This window comes from Herpetosiphonaceae bacterium, assembly GCA_036374795.1.
Taxonomy (GTDB): Bacteria; Chloroflexota; Chloroflexia; order Chloroflexales; family Kallotenuaceae; genus LB3-1.
In genome coordinates this window covers 15,728-31,264 of the sequence record DASUTC010000270.1, presented here as the reverse complement: position 1 = coordinate 31,264, position 15,537 = coordinate 15,728, and the positions used below count along the sequence as shown (strand labels likewise).

Annotated in this window: 18 protein-coding genes; 9 read left to right on the top strand and 9 right to left on the bottom strand. The window is 64.5% G+C overall.

The window, feature by feature from the left end; genetic code table 11:
- Positions 1-8: 8 nt before the first annotated feature.
- From VFZ66_20865 to VFZ66_20845, 5 genes are all read right to left on the bottom strand, one after another.
- Positions 9-998, bottom strand: a complete 990-nt coding sequence (locus VFZ66_20865) for a histidine kinase (GenBank protein ID HEX6291649.1) — start codon at positions 996-998, stop codon at positions 9-11.
- A gap of 139 nt (positions 999-1,137) precedes the next feature.
- Complete coding sequence (locus tag VFZ66_20860) at positions 1,138-1,776, bottom strand: response regulator transcription factor (protein ID HEX6291648.1); 639 nt, start codon at positions 1,774-1,776, stop codon at positions 1,138-1,140.
- A 32-nt stretch (positions 1,777-1,808) separates the two neighbouring features.
- Positions 1,809-2,972 carry an alpha/beta hydrolase gene (locus VFZ66_20855; protein ID HEX6291647.1) on the bottom strand — a complete coding sequence of 388 codons (1,164 nt, stop codon included), beginning with the start codon at positions 2,970-2,972 and terminating at the stop codon, positions 1,809-1,811.
- Between the two features lie 65 nt (positions 2,973-3,037).
- Positions 3,038-3,463 (bottom strand): VTT domain-containing protein, encoded by a 426-nt coding sequence (locus VFZ66_20850; protein HEX6291646.1) that lies wholly within the window; start codon positions 3,461-3,463, stop codon positions 3,038-3,040.
- A gap of 185 nt (positions 3,464-3,648) precedes the next feature.
- Positions 3,649-4,293 (bottom strand): DUF305 domain-containing protein, encoded by a 645-nt coding sequence (locus tag VFZ66_20845; protein ID HEX6291645.1) that lies wholly within the window; start codon positions 4,291-4,293, stop codon positions 3,649-3,651.
- Between the two features lie 146 nt (positions 4,294-4,439).
- Between VFZ66_20845 and VFZ66_20840 the strand changes: the two genes are divergently transcribed.
- A complete protein-coding gene (locus VFZ66_20840; GenBank protein ID HEX6291644.1) occupies positions 4,440-5,036 on the top strand; it encodes a DJ-1/PfpI family protein in 597 nt (198 codons plus the stop codon).
- 10 nt (positions 5,037-5,046) lie between these two features.
- Here VFZ66_20840 and VFZ66_20835 read toward each other — a convergent pair whose 3' ends face one another.
- Both VFZ66_20835 and selA read right to left on the bottom strand, forming a co-directional pair.
- The gene (locus VFZ66_20835) at positions 5,047-5,937 is read right to left on the bottom strand and encodes a LysR family transcriptional regulator (GenBank protein ID HEX6291643.1); all 891 of its coding nucleotides are present in this window, start codon (positions 5,935-5,937) and stop codon (positions 5,047-5,049) included.
- Entirely contained in the window at positions 5,934-7,316 is a 1,383-nt protein-coding gene (gene selA, locus VFZ66_20830) for an L-seryl-tRNA(Sec) selenium transferase (GenBank protein HEX6291642.1), read from the bottom strand. The genes VFZ66_20835 and selA overlap by 4 nt, the downstream gene beginning before the upstream one ends.
- 10 nt (positions 7,317-7,326) lie before the next feature.
- Here selA and VFZ66_20825 point away from each other — a divergent pair, with 10 nt between their 5' ends.
- The 3 genes from VFZ66_20825 (at position 7,327) to VFZ66_20815 (ending at position 9,594) form a co-directional block, all read left to right on the top strand.
- Positions 7,327-7,566 carry a hypothetical protein gene (locus VFZ66_20825; GenBank protein ID HEX6291641.1) on the top strand — a complete coding sequence of 80 codons (240 nt, stop codon included), beginning with the start codon at positions 7,327-7,329 and terminating at the stop codon, positions 7,564-7,566.
- Positions 7,567-7,717: 151 nt separating this feature from the next.
- Positions 7,718-9,076 (top strand): M20/M25/M40 family metallo-hydrolase, encoded by a 1,359-nt coding sequence (locus VFZ66_20820; protein ID HEX6291640.1) that lies wholly within the window; start codon positions 7,718-7,720, stop codon positions 9,074-9,076.
- An 83-nt stretch (positions 9,077-9,159) separates the two neighbouring features.
- Positions 9,160-9,594 carry a CBS domain-containing protein gene (locus VFZ66_20815; protein ID HEX6291639.1) on the top strand — a complete coding sequence of 145 codons (435 nt, stop codon included), beginning with the start codon at positions 9,160-9,162 and terminating at the stop codon, positions 9,592-9,594.
- Positions 9,595-9,655: 61 nt separating this feature from the next.
- Here VFZ66_20815 and VFZ66_20810 read toward each other — a convergent pair whose 3' ends face one another.
- Both VFZ66_20810 and VFZ66_20805 read right to left on the bottom strand, forming a co-directional pair.
- Positions 9,656-10,819, bottom strand: a complete 1,164-nt coding sequence (locus tag VFZ66_20810; GenBank protein HEX6291638.1) for an aminotransferase class I/II-fold pyridoxal phosphate-dependent enzyme — start codon at positions 10,817-10,819, stop codon at positions 9,656-9,658.
- 99 nt (positions 10,820-10,918) lie between these two features.
- On the bottom strand, positions 10,919-11,185 hold the full coding sequence (locus VFZ66_20805; GenBank protein ID HEX6291637.1) for a hypothetical protein: 267 nt from the start codon (positions 11,183-11,185) through the stop codon (positions 10,919-10,921).
- 130 nt (positions 11,186-11,315) lie between these two features.
- On the opposite strand from VFZ66_20805, the gene VFZ66_20800 reads away from it, so the two are divergent.
- From VFZ66_20800 to VFZ66_20780, 5 genes are all read left to right on the top strand, one after another.
- Positions 11,316-12,581 carry a carboxypeptidase regulatory-like domain-containing protein gene (locus VFZ66_20800; GenBank protein HEX6291636.1) on the top strand — a complete coding sequence of 422 codons (1,266 nt, stop codon included), beginning with the start codon at positions 11,316-11,318 and terminating at the stop codon, positions 12,579-12,581.
- A 111-nt stretch (positions 12,582-12,692) separates the two neighbouring features.
- Positions 12,693-12,935 (top strand): carboxymuconolactone decarboxylase family protein, encoded by a 243-nt coding sequence (locus tag VFZ66_20795; protein ID HEX6291635.1) that lies wholly within the window; start codon positions 12,693-12,695, stop codon positions 12,933-12,935.
- 36 nt (positions 12,936-12,971) lie between these two features.
- Positions 12,972-13,262 (top strand): hypothetical protein, encoded by a 291-nt coding sequence (locus tag VFZ66_20790; protein ID HEX6291634.1) that lies wholly within the window; start codon positions 12,972-12,974, stop codon positions 13,260-13,262.
- A 92-nt stretch (positions 13,263-13,354) separates the two neighbouring features.
- Entirely contained in the window at positions 13,355-14,908 is a 1,554-nt protein-coding gene (locus VFZ66_20785; GenBank protein ID HEX6291633.1) for an acyl-CoA carboxylase subunit beta, read from the top strand.
- Positions 14,909-15,062: 154 nt separating this feature from the next.
- Entirely contained in the window at positions 15,063-15,422 is a 360-nt protein-coding gene (locus VFZ66_20780) for an STAS domain-containing protein (protein HEX6291632.1), read from the top strand.
- Positions 15,423-15,537: the final 115 nt, after the last annotated feature.

Here is a 15,537-nt window from a genome sequence, read left to right as displayed (position 1 = left end):
ATCGCCTGCTAAACGTACCGCTCCGGCTGCGCGACGAAGAGATCGCGGCAGGCGGGCGAGCAGAAGCGGTAGAGCTGGCCGTTATACGTCGCGCTCAACGCCTCCGGCCCCACCAGCATGTTACAGATGGGGTCGCGACCGTCGACACCGGGATAGGGGATGTGGATGTGCAGCCGCGTGCCCTGGCCCGGCGCGCTGCTGATCTCGACCGCGCCGCCGACCAGCATGGCGCGCTCTTGCATGCCGAGAATGCCATAGTGTCCGCGCTGCGCGCGCGCTTCGCCGGGCGTGCTGTTGGGCGGCGTGAAGCCGCGCCCATCGTCAACGATCGCCACGTCGAACATATCCGGCCCATAGGTGAAGCTAAAGGTCGCGCGCTGGGCCTGGGCATGATGCCGAATGTTGCTCCATGCCTCCTGAATGATGCGGAAGAGCGCCAGCTCGCTTTGTGGATCGAGCCGTCGCTCGGAGCCGTACACCTGCACCGCGACCTGCGGCCCTTGGTCGCTGTTGCGCTTGAGCAGCAGCTCCACGGCGGGCAGCAAGCCCAGCTCTTCCAGCGCGGGCGGTCGCAGATCGCCGATCATGGTGCGGACGGCCTGCACCATCGACGTGATCTCGGAGCGCAGCGCTTTGAGCCGCTCCTGGGCTAGCGCCGGATCGCGTTCCAGCGCGCGCTGCACCCGCTCGACGCCCTGGCCCAGCGCGACGAGACGCTGGACGGTATCGTCGTGCAGCTCGCGCGCGAGCCGCCCGCGCTCCGCCTCTTGCGCCGTGGTCAGCGCCGCGATATAGTCCTGCATCCCGATCTGCGCCTGCTCGACGTGCGCGCCCATCACATCCATCGCGCGCCGCAGGTCCTCGACCTCGCGTGATCCTCCCACGGGCTGTCCCAGCGAGCTAAAATCGCCGCGTGTCATTGCCTCGGCGCGGCTCTGCAACTCGCGGAGCGGCCCGATATGCGGATCGCGCGGCTGCCATCGTTTGCGTCGTCTCATCATGGTTCCGAGTTTCAGGTTCAAGGTTTCCTTGCTCTCTGCTCTTGGTTCTTGGTTCTCCTGTTCCCTTGTTCTCCGTTTGTGCGCCGGGCGCCCGGTCTGGCACCCGCGTGGCACCCGGCTCTTTGTTATTTGTGCTTCACTCCCCCAGCCGCAGAAGCCCGCGTTGCAGCGCAGCCGTCACGGCCTCGGTGCGCGAGGCGACTTCCAGCTTGGCGTAGATGTTGGCGAGATGATTTTGCACGGTCCGGTCGCTGATGTCGAGGTCGTGGCCGATCTGCTTGTTGGTCAGGCCGCGCGCCGCCAGACGCAGCACCTCCAGCTCGCGCTCAGTCAGCGTCTCGGCAGGCTGCGCTGGATGCGCGACGCGCGCGATGATCCTGGGCGCGATTGCCGGATCGAGCGCGGAGTGTCCCGCCGCGACGGTACGAATGGCCCGGATCATCTCGCTCGACTCGGCGGTTTTGAGCACGTAGCCGCTGGCTCCGGCCTCCAGCAGCCCGAAGATGTACGGATCATCGTCGTAGGCGGTGAGCGCGAGCACTCGCACCTTGGGCGCGGCGCTGCGGATACGCCGGGTAGCATCCACGCCGGAGAGCTGCGGCATCTTAATGTCCATTACGATCACATCGGGCTGAAGCGCGGTCGCCAGAGCTACTGCTTGCAGGCCATCGCTGGCCTCGCCGATCACCTCGATGTCGGGCTCTTCCTCAAGAAACTCCCGCACGCCTTTTCGCACGACGCTATGATCGTCGGCCAGTACAACTCGAATCGCCATGGATGCATCCTCGGACGCGCCTGATCGAACGATCAGCGCTGCGTCACATATGTGTCTAAAAACTTGAGCATGAGCGGCTGCGCGATCTGCGATCCCCAGCCGTTGAAGTTATAGTCGAAGCCGTGCTGGGCATACGGAATGAACACCGCCTGATGCGGCACATTCGCCGCCTGGAGCCGCTCGGCGAGCAGCTCGGCGTGATGCTGGCCTACCAGTTGATCTTGCCCGCCATGCAGCAGCAGCGTCGGCGGTGTGTCTGCCGCTACGTGATTGATCGGCGACGCGATGGCAAACCGATCGGCTGCGGTCTGCGGATCGCCGCCGAGAAATCGCCGCAGCGTGCCCGGCCCGTCGATCACGTCAGGATTGGCCGGATTATTGTAGCCCCAGACAAGATCGGCGGGGCCATACAGCGAGATGACCGCCTGCACGTCTGGATCGGGCACGTCGCAGCCCGGCGGCAGCGCTGGCACCTGCGGCGTGTAGGCTGCAAGCAGCGCCAGATGCCCACCGGCGGAGCGGCCCAGCAGCGCGAGCCGCTGCGGATCGACGTTGTACTGCGCGGCGTTACGCTTGACCCAGCCGATCGCACATTTGACATCGCCCGTCGCGCTCTGCCAGTTCGGCTGCGGCGCGAGACGATATTGAATATCGAAGACCACATAGCCGTGCTGCGTCAGCCACCAGTTCCAGCGCGGAAAGTCGCTCTTATCGCCGCCGCTCCACGAGCCGCCGTGGACCACAATCACCGCTGGTCGGGGCGTGGCCGCAGGCGCGGCGGGCTGGTACACGTCCAGCATCAAGGGCTGCTCCGCGACAGTGGCAAATGCGATCGTCTGCGGCTGGCCCTCCGGCAGGTCGCGCGTGCCGAGCAGATAGCGCCGCAGCGACAGTTGGAGATCGTTCGCACGCGCGACGGGCTGCGACTGAAGCAGGGGCACCAGCGCAATTGCCGCCGCCGACAGGCCAAGCACCAGCGCGATCGAGGCCGGCCAGCGGCTGCCAAGCGCAAGCGCGGCAAGGCCAAAGCCAGCGCCCGCCAATCCGATCGCGCCAAACCAGAGACTCCACTCGCTCGCGCCCACTGCCACCAGCCAGAGCTGATACAGCGGCGCGGGCACGACGATCCAGAGCGTGATCACGATCGCGCCGAGGCTGCACAGTAGTCCAGGTATCACCAGCATCAGCCGTAGCATGCGTGCTCCTTGCTGGATGTATTGTACTCCGACATCGCGCATGGTGCGGTAGAGGTGGTCGATCCCTAGAGCGCAGCCGCCAGCCAGGCGACGGCCAGGTAGCGCAGCGCTTTGCCGAGGATCACCCAGAGCGAGAAGGGCTTGAGCGGCACGCCCAGCGCTCCGGCCAGGACCACCAGGCCATCGCCGAGGATCGGCACCCACGAGAGCAGCAGCGCTGGAGCGCCGTAGCGCCGCAGCAGGCGCGCTGCCCGCTCACGGCTTGTGTGCTGCGGCTGGTTGCTGCCCAGCACGCGGGCGGCACGCGCCGCAATCCAGTAGGTGGTGCATGCTCCCAGGTAGTTGCCGGTTGTCGCGACCAGCACGGGCGCGCTGATGTGCTGGTAGGTTCGTACAAGGATCGCCAGAGGTGCTTCAGAGCTGAGGGGCAGGATCGTCGATGCGAGAAAGCTCCACAAAAATAGTCCGGCGTATGCCAGCAAGACGGGCATGATGTGGCCTGTTCCAAGTTTCAAGTTTCAAGTTTCAGGTTCCAAGTTTCGAGTTTCGAGTTCTCGCTTTGTTCTCTTGTCCCCCTTGCTCGTTTGTTCGTTTGTTCTTTGCGATGGTACGCTCAAGACGATGAGCGGGCACATCGATCGACATGCCCGCCATGCTCATTGTAGCCGCCAGCGCGCTAGTTGGCAAACCACTGCTGCTGCCAGGACTTCATCTGGGCGATCTCGGCCTCTTGCGCCTTGATAATCTCGGCGGCAAGCTGTTTGATCTCGGCGTGCTCGGCCCTGGTCTGCGCCTCCTTCGCCATATCGATCGCGCCCTGGTGATGCGAGATCATCGCCTCGATGAAGCGGAGATCGAAGGGCTTGCTGGTATCGGCGCTGATCTCCATATGACCCATTGGCATGCCGGTGCCGCCCGTCACCTGCGAGCCGGGATACCACGCCTCGCGCCAGGCTCCCATCTGCTGAATTTCCTTGTGCTGCGCGTCGATGATGTTCTGCGCCAGCTGCTTGATCTCGGCGCGCTCGCTCTGGCGGATCGCCTCCTCGGCCATCCGGATCGCGCCGTTGTGATGCTCTACCATGCTGTCGATAAACTGCGCGTCGAATGTATCTGCAACCTGCGTCGGGGCCTCGCCGGTATAGCCGGGCGGCGGTGGCGCGGTGTCGTGATGATCGCCCTCTTTGCCCGCGCCGTGGCCGTGATTGCCGCCGCCGGTGGTGAAGATGGCTCCGCTGTCGGGCGCTGCCTGCTGGCCGCACGCGCTGAGCGCCAGCACCAGGAGTGCGCCGGAAAAGAATCGTCGGTGTTGCTTGTTCATCTAGCTCCTCGTCGAATGGAATCCCGGAACTGCCTCGAAACAGTGTACGATAAAGGCAGTGCAGTTGGATATGGAGAATCCAACCTAATGATACCAGCCATTTTGCCTATTGTTAACCTTTAATTTAGTTTTGGAGGACATCGCAGGTGAGTCAGCCACGCAACGTAGCAATATTGATCTTCGACGAGGTCGAGGTCTTGGATTTTTGCGGGCCGTTCGAGGTCTTTGCCGTCACCGGGCGGTCGCGTGAGGCAGCGCCCTTCAATGTGTATACCGTCGCGGAGCGGCTGGAGCCGGTGCTGGCGCGCAACGGGCTGAGCATCAATCCGCGCTACTCGATCGCCGATTGCCCGCAGCCGGATCTGCTGATTGTGCCAGGCGGCCTCGGCGCGCGCAGAGAGATGTATAATCCGGCGCTTATCGAGTGGATCAGGCAGCGCGCGGCACCGGCAGAGCTGGTGCTTTCGGTGTGTACGGGCGCGCTGCTGCTGGCAAAAGCCAGGCTGCTGGATAACCTCACAGCAACAACACATCACGTCGCGTTCGATCTGCTGCGGGAGGCCGCGCCGGAGACGGAGGTTCGCGAAGATCAGCGCTTTGTGGACAACGGCAAGGTGATCACCTCAGCCGGGATCTCGGCGGGCATCGATATGTCGCTGCATGTGGTCGCGCGGCTGCTGGGGCGGGATGCGGCTCAGGAGACGGCACGCCAGATGGAATATCGCTGGCAGCCGGATGCATGACCGAGGGGAGCTACTCGAAGGGCTTTTCGAGCAATTCGATAAAGACCTGCGCCACGGGCGAGAGCGTGCGGTCGCGGCTGTAGACGTAGTTGAACGTCCGCCGAAGCTGAACATCGGCCAGTGGCAGCGCCCGCAGCATATCGTTGGCGACCTCGCGGCGGACCGCCAGCTCAGGCACCACCGACACACCCAGGCCAGCCTCGACGCAGCGCTTGATCGCCTCAAGGTTGCCGAGCGTAATCATTCGCTCAGGCACGATCCCGCGCTCGCGCAGCAGCTCTGTTACGGCAGCCTGAAGCGCCGATCCTTCTTCGCGCAGCAGCAGCGTCCTCGATTGCAGCTCGGCCAGGCCGATCGCGCGCCGCTCGGCCCACTCGTCGTCGGGCGGCATGATCATCACCAGATCATCGCGGAGAAACGCATGGATCTCCAGCGCCGGATGGCTGAGCGGCGCGCCGACGACCGCTAGCTCGACGCGGTTGTCCACGACGGCGGCGATCAGTTGCTCGGTGTTGCCGACCTGGACCTGCACCACCACATCGGGCCGCTCCCAGCGCAGCCGCGCCAGCAGATCGGGCAGGACGTAGGTCGCTAAGGTGTTGCCCGCGCCCAGCCGCAGCGTTCGGGCCGATAGCCCCGCCGCCTCGCGCGTGGCCGTCTCTGCCTCGGTCGCCAGCGCCAGCAGCCGCTCGGCGTAGGGCAGCAGCGCGGCTCCGGCGGGTGTCAACTGCACGCGGCGGCCCAGCCGCTCGAACAGCGGCGTGCGCAGGCTGCGCTCTAAAACCTGAATCTGCTGGCTAACCGTCGGCTGGCGCAGATCAAGCTCGTCTGCGGCGCGGGTAAATGATCCCGTGCGAGCCACGGCGGCGAAGATGCGCAGCTTCGGCAGATCGAGGATCATGAGCGTCGTGACTCCTCATGCAGGGCTGCCAGAAGCGCCTGGATCAGCGCATCGTCCTGATCAGGCAAGACCGTGCGCAGATCGAGCAGCAGACGATCGTCGGCGATGCGGCCCACGACGACGGGATCGCCACCTCTGAGCCGCGCGTGGAGCGGATCTGGCAGCGCGCTGATCGCCACCGCCCAGCCCGGCAGCGTCGCGCCCGGCAGCGAGCCGCCCCCCACCGCGCTCTCGCAGGCGCGTGCCTCGACCGCAGCGAGGCCCTGCCCGCGCAGCCGCTCGACGATCGTCACGGCCCGGCTGTGGAGCGATTCGAGCGGCGCGCTGATCATCTGCCAGACCGGAATCTCCTCCTCGGCTCGTCCGCGCAGGTAGCTTAGCAGCGTCGCCTCAAGCGCCGCGATCGTCAGCTTGTCCACACGCAGCGCGCGCAGCAGCGGATGCTTCCGCAGCCGACCGATCAGCTCCGCAGCGCCGACGATCAGGCCAGCCTGCGGCCCGCCCAGCAGCTTATCGCCGGAGAAGCAGACGAGATCGCAGCCCGCAGCGACGCGATCCTGGATCGTGTCTTCGGCAGCCAGGCCGTAGTGCTCAGGCCGCAGCAGCGAGCCAGAGCCCCAGTCGTCGATCCACAGCACGCCCGCCTCGTGCGCAAGATGATGCAGCTCCATCTCGTGCGGCTCGTGAGTAAAGCCCACGACGCGGAAGTTGGAGCGATGCACTGTGAGGATCGCCGCCGTGTCGGGCGTGATCGCGGCGGCATAGTCGTGGGTGTAGGTGCGATTGGTCGTGCCTACCTCGACCAGCCGCGCGCCGCTCTGGCGTAGCACATCGGGGATGCGGAAGCCGCCGCCGATCTCGACGGCCTGACCGCGTGAGATGATCACCTCTTTCCCCGCGCAGAAGCAGGTCAACGTCAGCAGCACGGCAGCGGCGTTATTGTTGACCGCCAGCGCAGCCTCCGCGCCCGTCAGCCGCGCCAGCAGCTCGGTCAGGTGATGGTAGCGCGAGCCGCGCGCACCGGCAGCCAGATCGTACTCCAGGTTAGAGTAGCCCCGCCCGACCGCCTGCATCGCCGATAGCGCCGCCGCGCTCAGCGGCGCGCGTCCCAGGTTGGTCTGCACGATCACGCCGGTCGCGTTGATCAGCGGGCGCAGGCTCGGCTGAGTCAGGCGCGCGACTGTCTCACGCACCTGCCCGGCAAGCTCATCGAACGACGGGGCGGCCTCGCCCTGCGCGATCGTGCGGCGGGCCGTGTCTAGCACCATCCGTGCGACCTGGACCACCTCGGCGTGAGGCAGCGTCCCATTGATCTGCTCTTCGACCGCGCGGACCAGCCGGTCGACCGATGGTAGGGCACGATGTGCTGTGTTGCTCATGGTTGTGTCTATGTTTCTACTCGATCTCGCCTATTATTCGAGCGTCTCCGCGCCGCGTCTGGCTGAGCAAGATGCGTACACGCAGCCTGCCGCGCGGCAGAGGGAAGATCGCGGCGTACGACGGTATATGGTAGCACGCTGCGCAAGTGAGTATCATTGTGGTATGGCAAAAAATGAATCAGCCGCGCTGCTGCCATTTGATTCTGTGGAGGCGTTAACAAACTACGTCGATACCCATGATGCAGCCTGAGTCAACGCCAGAACGCGCTTATTTTGCTTAATGATCAGCCGACCGCCTGCCTGCTGGAAGCGGTCGGCTTGTTGTCGTCCGCGCAGTTGACAGCCTGCAAGATCGTACACTACGATCACAACCATATTTTTAGATGTGCAAGGAGAGCCTGATGTCTCAGTCTGTAGCGCCCGGCACGATCGACTGGCAGGCGGTCGACGACGAGGTGATCGACCATCTGCGCGCGCTTCTTCGGCTCGATACCCGCAATCCCCCAGGCAACGAGATCCGCGCCGCCGAATATATCCGCGATGCGCTGGATCGGGAGGGTATTCCGTACGAGATCGTCGGCCCCAGCCCGGATCGGGCGACGATCGTGGCGCGGCTCAAGGGCGATGGCTCGGAGCAGCCGCTGCTGCTGATGTCGCACACCGACGTGGTGGCGGTAGAGCCAGACAAGTGGACGCACGACCCGTTTGCCGCCGACATCGACGACGGCTTCATCTACGCGCGCGGCGCGCTCGATATGAAGCACATGGTGACGATGGAGCTGATGACGATGCTGCTGCTGAAGCGTTCGGGCCTGCCGCTCAAGCGCGATGTGATCTACATGGCGGCGGCGGACGAGGAGGTCGGCGGTCATCAGGGGGCGGGCTGGGTCGTTCGCAACCGGCCCGATCTGATCCAGGCCGAGTACGCGCTGAACGAGGGCGGCGGCGCGGGCACCGAGATCAACGGGCGGCGCTACTACACCGTGCAGACCGCCGAAAAAGGCACGGCGCGCTTCAAGCTGCGGGTGCGGGGCACGCCCGGCCACGGCTCCGTGCCGCACGACGACAACGCCGTGCTCAAGCTGGCCGAGGCGCTGATCAAGCTGCGCCGCCAGCCCTTGCCGGTCCACTTCACCGCCTCGCTGCGCGGCTTCATCGAAGGCGTTGCCGGCGTGCAACCTGCGGATGTGGCCGAGGCGCTGCGGGCGGTGCTCGCCGATGAGGCGCAGGCCGACGCGGCGATCGATGCGCTGCCCTTCGACCAGTCGTTCAAGCTGCGGCTGAAGGCGACGATCCGTAACTCGATCTCGCCGACGATGCTCAGCGCAGGATCGCAGATCAACGTGATCCCGTCGGTGGCCGAGGCCGGGATCGATGGACGGATTTTGCCGGGCTGGACCCACGCAGCCTTCGAGCAAGAGCTGCGCGCAATCGTCGGCGATGAGGTCGAGATCGCGTGGCTGGACCCGCAGACGGCCCTGGAGGCCGATCCGCAATCGCCGCTGTTCGATGTGATCGCCGCCGTCCTGCGGGAGCACGATCCTGAGGCGACGCCGATCCCCACGCTGCTGACTGGCGCGACAGACGCGAAGCATGTCGCGCACCTTGGCACCAAAATCTATGGCTTTGCGCCGAGCCTGTACGAAGGGCCGTCCGAGTGGAATCGGATTCACGGCCACGATGAGCGCGTGAGCGTGCGCTCGATCCGGTGGGGCACGCGCGTGCTCTACGAGATCGTCGAGCGCTTCGCCAGGGCATAGCGCCAGCGCGGAGTGTGGTAAGCGTGCCGCTCTCCGCACACGTTCGGCACCGACACCCACAGGTGGTTTAGGAGGAACGCAGCATGACGAAAACCATCAAGCAGCTTTTGCAGACCAAAGGACACGATGTTTGGTCGATCACGTCGGTTGCCTCAGTCTTCGATGCGATCAGGGTGATGTCCGACAAAGGCGTTGGCGCGCTGCCCGTTGTGGACGCAGGAAAGCTGGTTGGGATCATCTCGGAGCGCGACTATGCGCGCAAGGTCATTCTTCAGGGCAAATCCTCCAGAGATACCCCGGTCAGCGCGATTATGACCGCCAAGGTCTACTACATTCGCGCCGAACAGTCGATCGAGGAGGGCATGGCGCTGATGACCGATAAGCGTATCCGGCATCTGCCTGTCTTCGAGAACGACCAGATGATCGGCATCGTGTCGATCGGCGATCTGGTCCGCGAGATTATCTCGAATCAGGAATTTTTGATCGGACAGCTTGAGAACTACATCACCGGCGGCTAATCGACGGGCGCGCCGGTCTGGAGCGAAGGGGCGTAGCGACACGCCCCTTCCGGCATCACGGCTACGCCAGCACGCTGACAAAGCGCTCGATTCGGTCGAGCGCCTCCTCGATCTGATCCATCGACGTGGCGTAGCAGGCGCGGACGAAGCCCCTGCCGCTTGGCCCGAACGCATCGCCGGGGATCACGGCCACATGCTGCTCGGTCAGCAGCCGCTCGGCAAACTCCTCGCTGGTCAGTCCCAGGTGATCGACACGTGGAAATGCATAGAACGCGCCCTGCGGCTCGAACGTCGGCAGCCCAATGCGGTTGAAGCCGCTGACGATCACCTGCCGCCGTCGATCGTACTCCGCAATCATGCGCTTGACCTCGGCCTCGGCCTCCGGTATCTGCAACGCTGCCAGCGCGGCGTGCTGGCTCATCGTCGGCGCGGACATGATCGCGTACTGGTGGATCTTGCGCACGGCGGCGGTGATCGTCTCAGGCGCGGCCAGGTAGCCCAGCCGCCAGCCGGTCATCGCATAGGCTTTGCTGAAGCCGCCCAGCAGGATCGTGCGCTCGTGCATGCCTGGCAGCGCGGCAAAGCAGGTATGCTGCACGCCGTAGACCAGCCGATCGTAGATCTCGTCGGAGAAGACCAGCAGATCGTGTCGCGCGGCTACCTCGGCCACCTCTTGCAGCCGCTCGCGGCTCATCACCGCGCCGGTGGGATTGTTGGGATAGCCGATCAAAATGCCCTTGCTGCGCGGCGTGATCGCGGCCTCGATCGTCGCGCCCGTCACCTGGAAGTTATCCTCAACGCGCGTCGGCACGTACACCGGCACGCCGCCGGCAAAGACCACGCTGGGGCCGTACGCGACGAAGCTCGGCTCAGGGATGATCACCTCATCGCCGGGATCGATCAGCGCCAGCATCGCGTTTTGCATCGCCTCGCTCACGCCCACGGTGATCAGCAACTCGTGCTCAGGATCGTACTCGACGCCGTAGAGCTGCTTGAGATGCGCCGCGAGCGCCTGCCGCAGTTCGAGCAGCCCGGAGTTCGAGGTATAGGCGGTGTAGCCCTCCTGGATCGAGCGAATCCCGGCCTCGCGGATCACGTCGGGCGTGACGAAATCGGGCTCGCCGATGCCGAGCGAGATGACCTCCTTCATCGTGGCGGCAATATCAAAAAAGCGGCGAATACCGGACGGCGGTACTGCCTGGACACGCTGAGAAAGCAGCGCCATTGTATCAAGCTCCTTTACGCTACAATGCCTCTATTCAGCCCTATTATGGGCAGCACCGTCCTTGAGAGCAAGTGACAATGCTTGTCTCCCGCTCCGATATTAGCTGATCTCATCGGCGATCGGACGCCCGGCTACCGCCAGCTCTGCCTGGAGCCGGTCGAGCGTTTGCAGCAAGGTGTGGCGCTGCTCGCTAAAGCTACGCAGGGCTGCCTGGGCGGCGGCATACTGCTGCTCGGCCTGGTGCAGCAATTCATTGACCCGATCGGCGTCTTTGACATCGGCGGCGTTGCAGCGCGCCTCTTCGAGCAACGAATTGATCGATCCCATCAGCTGGCCGTGAACGTCGGTAAACCATGCGTCACTCATAGTCGGCGATTCCTTTCTGCTTCGTTGTACTTGCAAGTATAATCCACTTTGTGGGTGTGTTCGCCGGGCTGGATCGCATCACAGTCCAGTCGCGCCCCGATGCCGCGCTCAGTAGTGTGAAAGGCTCTTGATGCGTCGTCGTATTCTGCTGATCGTCGTCTGCGTGGCGCTCCTTGCGGGCGCGTACCTGATCACGACCGACCATCCGCGTATCTGGCCGTACCGCCACGCGGCGCAATACCTGCTGCTCCAGCGCCTTGGCCGGGTTCGACCGCCCGACGCCACACAGCGCGGCACGCTGCGCGGCGTGGTGCGCTCCTCGTTCGGCCAGCCGATCGCCGGAGCGACGGTGCTGGTTGCCGCCGCCGACGGCACGCCCTTCGCCGCCGAAAGCGACGCGCAGGGCCGCTATGTGCTGGCTGATGTCCCCGCCGACAGCTATATTCCGGTCGCGGGCGCTCCCGGCTTCGAGGACGTGGCTGTGCGTACGCTGCTGGGGATCAGCGTGGCCGCCGGAAGCACCACGCCGCTGGATCTCACGCTTCGTCCGCGACCGCCTGCCGATGTCACGCCGCCGACGGATGTCATACTGGGCGATCCGCAGGGCTGGCACGTCGAAAAGCCGCTGGCCGCCAGCGCGATCCGGCGGCAGATCAGCTTTCGCGCCGATGATCGATCGAATCAACTGACGTTCTTGTACACGCCCGACGACGGCGCGACCACGCCGCTGCCGACGCTGCTGGCGGTCTATCCCGGCCCCGCCGACACCTGGGAGAGCGTGTCGCTGCCGCTGGCGCAGGCGGGCTATGCCGTGATCGCGGTCGGGCCGGAGTACGCGCTCGATCTCGAAGCCGATGTCGACGATCTGGAGCGGGTGATCGATCTCGCCAAAGCGGGGCGGCTGCCGCGCGCCGACGGCTCGCGCATCGGTGTGCTGGCTGGCTCGTACAGCGGGCTGCATGTGCTGCGTCTGGCGGTGCGCGCGCCGGGCACGATCGACTCGGCGCTGCTGCTCGGCCCGCCGACCGATCTCTTCGAGCTGCGGCGGCAGTTCGAGGCGGGCACGTTCTCGCCGCCGTTCGGCCTCGATCAGGCGCTGATCGCGCTGGGGCTGCCCAGCAGGGTGCCGGAGCGCTACTGGCGCTACTCGGCGCGCTACCACGCCCGCGACATCGACATACCGCTGATGCTGATCCACTCCAAGGAGGACGAGGTGGTGCCCTTCACCCAGTCGCAGCTCCTGGCCGACGAGCTGCGGCGGCTCGGTAAGCCGCATGAGCTGAGTATTTTGGAGGGCATGGGCCACTACCTGCTGGCGACCGAGTACACGCCCGCGATCGGCGATCTGTTCAACACGACGACCGATTTTTTTGCCCGCACGCTGCGCTCGGATTGATGGCGCTGCCGCTTCGACAAGACGACGCGAATCGTCGATAATGAAGCCTGATAGAGAGAACAGATCAGCAAAGAACTCGGTTGTTCTTTGTGCTCTATAAGGAGGTCATCTATGCCACGTATCGAGCCGCCACGCGCCGAAGAGATAACGCCTGAGGCACACGCTGTCTGGGAGGCGTTTTACCATAAACGGGGCAGCGTGCCCAACATGTTCCGCACGCTGTCGCTGCGTCCCGACATGGCGCGGGCGACCGCCGCGTGCATGGATGCGATCCTGGGCACCGGAACCGTCGAGCTGCGGCTCAAGGAGATGGTCGCGGTGCGCGTCAGCCAGCTCAATACCTGCGCCTATTGACTGGCCTCGCACTCCGCGCTGCTGCGGAACCTGGGCGTGTCCCAGGATACGATTGATCTGATGGACGATCCCGCCGCCCGTGAGCGGTTCTCGCCCCGCGAGCAGGCCGTGCTGCGGCTGGCGGAGCACGTGACCCAGGACGCGAAGCGCTTCGGCGATGTGCTGTGGGAGGAGCTGAGCCAGTTCTTCGATCCCGCTGAGATCATGGAGCTGGTGGCGGTCGCCGGAATGTTCAACTTCTTCAACCGCTTCAACGACGCGCTTCAGGTCGAGATTACGCAGCCGGGCTGGCCTGGCGCGGAGCCCCCGGAGCGCAAAGCGCCATAAGCGCTGCGGAGCGCCGCCAAAATCGGCTGCGCCGCATAGTTTCCCGAACCAGGCGCGCTTCCGCGCTCGATACTCAGTAGAAGGGATGCCGTGTGACCAAGACGACTCAGCAAAAGATTGAAGAGCTTCGGGAGCGGCGCAAGCTTGCGGCCACGACCGACCCTGAGGCTGCCAAGAAGCAACATGCGCGCGGCAAGCAGACCGCCCGCGAGCGGATCGATATGCTGCTCGATCCGGGCTCGTTCGTCGAGCTGGATGCGCTCGCCGTGCATCGCTCGCATAACTTTGGCCTGAACCGGGTGCATCCGCTCGGCGACGGCGTGATCACCGGCCACGGCACGATCGATGGACGCCCGGTGTGTGTCTTTTCGCAGGATTTTACGGTCTTCGGCGGCTCGCTCGGCGAGGTCTTTGCCGAAAAGATCGTCAAAGTGATGGATCTGGCGCTGCGCATGGGCGTGCCCTGCATCGGCATCAACGATTCGGGCGGCGCGCGGATTCAGGAGGGCGTGGTCGCGCTGGGCGGCTACGCCGAGATCTTCTACCGCAACGTGATCTCGTCGGGCGTGATCCCGCAGCTCTCGATCATCGCGGGGCCGTGCGCTGGCGGCGCGGTCTACTCGCCCGCGATCACCGATTTTATCCTGATGGTCAAAGGCACCTCGCAGATGTTCATCACCGGCCCTGAGGTGATCAAAAGCGTCACCGGCGAGGAGGTGGGCTTCGAGGAGCTGGGCGGCGCGATGACCCACAACAGCCGCTCCGGCGTCGCGCACTTCGCCGCCGAGGACGAGGCCGAGTGCTTCGACCAGCTGCGTACGCTGCTGTCGTTCTTGCCCGCCAACAACATGGAAGATCCGCCCTACGTGCCGCCCACGGACGATCCCGAACGGACGGATGAGGAATTGCAATCGATCGTTCCCGACTCGCCCAAGAAGCCGTATGATATGCATCAGGTGATCGCCAGCGTGGTGGACGACGGCTTTTTCTGCGAGGTGCAGCCGTTCTGGGCGCAAAATCTGCTGATCGGCTTTGCGCGGCTGGATGGACATGTGATCGGCGTGGTCGGCAATCAGCCGCTGGCGATGGCCGGCACGCTCGACATCGACGCCTCGATCAAAGGCGCGCGCTTCGTCCGCTTCTGCGATGCGTTCAATATTCCGCTGGTGACGTTCGTGGATGTGCCGGGCTTTCTGCCGGGCACGCAGCAGGAGTACGGCGGGATCATCCGCCACGGCGCGAAGCTGCTCTACGCCTACTGCGAGGCGACCGTGCCGAAGCTGACGGTGATTACCCGCAAGGCGTACGGCGGCGCGTACGATGTGATGGCCTCGAAGCATATTCGCGCCGACTTCAACTTTGCCTGGCCCACGGCGGAGATCGCGGTGATGGGCGTGGACGCGGCGGTTAAGATCATCTTCCGCAAGGAGTTGGCCCACGCGCCCGACCCTGAGGCCCGGCTGGCGGAGCTGGTCGACGACTACCAGCAGCGCTTCGCCAACCCGTATGTCGCCGAGGAGCGCGGCTATATCGATCAGGTGATCGAGCCGCGCGAGACGCGGCCAGCGCTGATCAAGGCGCTCAGGCTGTCGCGGACGAAGCGGCAAAGTCTGCCGCCACGCAAGCATGGCAACATTCCGCTGTAGTCGCTCGCGGCTACAAGCGACGATCAGCGCCGCAGAGCCGTGGTCGTGAGGTGCGGATGAGGTTACGCTGTCAATCGGGCGGCAGGCACGCGCGGGAAACCGCATGATCGTGCCGCCATGACGACGACGAAGACGCTTGAGGCAAGGAGCCACTATGGCTTTTTTAGAGGATGCGTTAGAAGTAACCAGTCGTCGCCACGGCAATGTAACAGTGATTGACATCAAAGGCGATGTGACGACGTTCGCCGATGCCAAGATTACTGAGGCATACACCGGGGCGACGGAGGCAGGCGCGCAGCAGCTTGTGCTCAATTTTCATCACAGCAACTACATCAACAGCGCAGGCATCGCGATCCTGATTCGGATCGTGACGAGCTGTGGTCGGAATGGGCAAAAGCTGGCGATGAGCGGCCTCAACGAGCATTTCCAGAAGATCTTTCGGATGGTCGGGCTTTCGCAGTACGCCGACATCTACGAGACTGAGGAGCAGGCCGTCGCGGCGCTGAGCGGCTAGGCCGAGGGACGAAAGAACAAAGAAACAAACAAAGAACAGAGAACAACTATCAAGTAACGTGTTGGACGGCGAAGAGCAGTTTTTTGTCGCCGTCCAACTTATCCGATAGTCTAGC

What these genes read in the sequence shown, in the direction of transcription:
- VFZ66_20865 (HEX6291649.1), bottom strand. Translation starts at nt 998, where the DNA reads ATGAGACGACGCAAACGATGGCAGCCGCGCGATCCGCATATCGGGCCG.
- VFZ66_20860 (HEX6291648.1), bottom strand. Translation starts at nt 1,776, where the DNA reads ATGGCGATTCGAGTTGTACTGGCCGACGATCATAGCGTCGTGCGAAAA.
- VFZ66_20855 (HEX6291647.1), bottom strand. Translation starts at nt 2,972, where the DNA reads ATGCTACGGCTGATGCTGGTGATACCTGGACTACTGTGCAGCCTCGGC.
- VFZ66_20850 (HEX6291646.1), bottom strand. Translation starts at nt 3,463, where the DNA reads ATGCCCGTCTTGCTGGCATACGCCGGACTATTTTTGTGGAGCTTTCTC.
- VFZ66_20845 (HEX6291645.1), bottom strand. Translation starts at nt 4,293, where the DNA reads ATGAACAAGCAACACCGACGATTCTTTTCCGGCGCACTCCTGGTGCTG.
- VFZ66_20835 (HEX6291643.1), bottom strand. Translation starts at nt 5,937, where the DNA reads ATGATCCTCGATCTGCCGAAGCTGCGCATCTTCGCCGCCGTGGCTCGC.
- selA (HEX6291642.1), bottom strand. Translation starts at nt 7,316, where the DNA reads ATGAGCAACACAGCACATCGTGCCCTACCATCGGTCGACCGGCTGGTC.
- VFZ66_20825 (HEX6291641.1), top strand. Translation starts at nt 7,327, where the DNA reads ATGTTTCTACTCGATCTCGCCTATTATTCGAGCGTCTCCGCGCCGCGT.
- VFZ66_20820 (HEX6291640.1), top strand. Translation starts at nt 7,718, where the DNA reads ATGTCTCAGTCTGTAGCGCCCGGCACGATCGACTGGCAGGCGGTCGAC.
- VFZ66_20815 (HEX6291639.1), top strand. Translation starts at nt 9,160, where the DNA reads ATGACGAAAACCATCAAGCAGCTTTTGCAGACCAAAGGACACGATGTT.
- VFZ66_20810 (HEX6291638.1), bottom strand. Translation starts at nt 10,819, where the DNA reads ATGGCGCTGCTTTCTCAGCGTGTCCAGGCAGTACCGCCGTCCGGTATT.
- VFZ66_20805 (HEX6291637.1), bottom strand. Translation starts at nt 11,185, where the DNA reads ATGAGTGACGCATGGTTTACCGACGTTCACGGCCAGCTGATGGGATCG.
- VFZ66_20800 (HEX6291636.1), top strand. Translation starts at nt 11,316, where the DNA reads ATGCGTCGTCGTATTCTGCTGATCGTCGTCTGCGTGGCGCTCCTTGCG.
- VFZ66_20795 (HEX6291635.1), top strand. Translation starts at nt 12,693, where the DNA reads ATGCCACGTATCGAGCCGCCACGCGCCGAAGAGATAACGCCTGAGGCA.
- VFZ66_20780 (HEX6291632.1), top strand. Translation starts at nt 15,063, where the DNA reads ATGGCTTTTTTAGAGGATGCGTTAGAAGTAACCAGTCGTCGCCACGGC.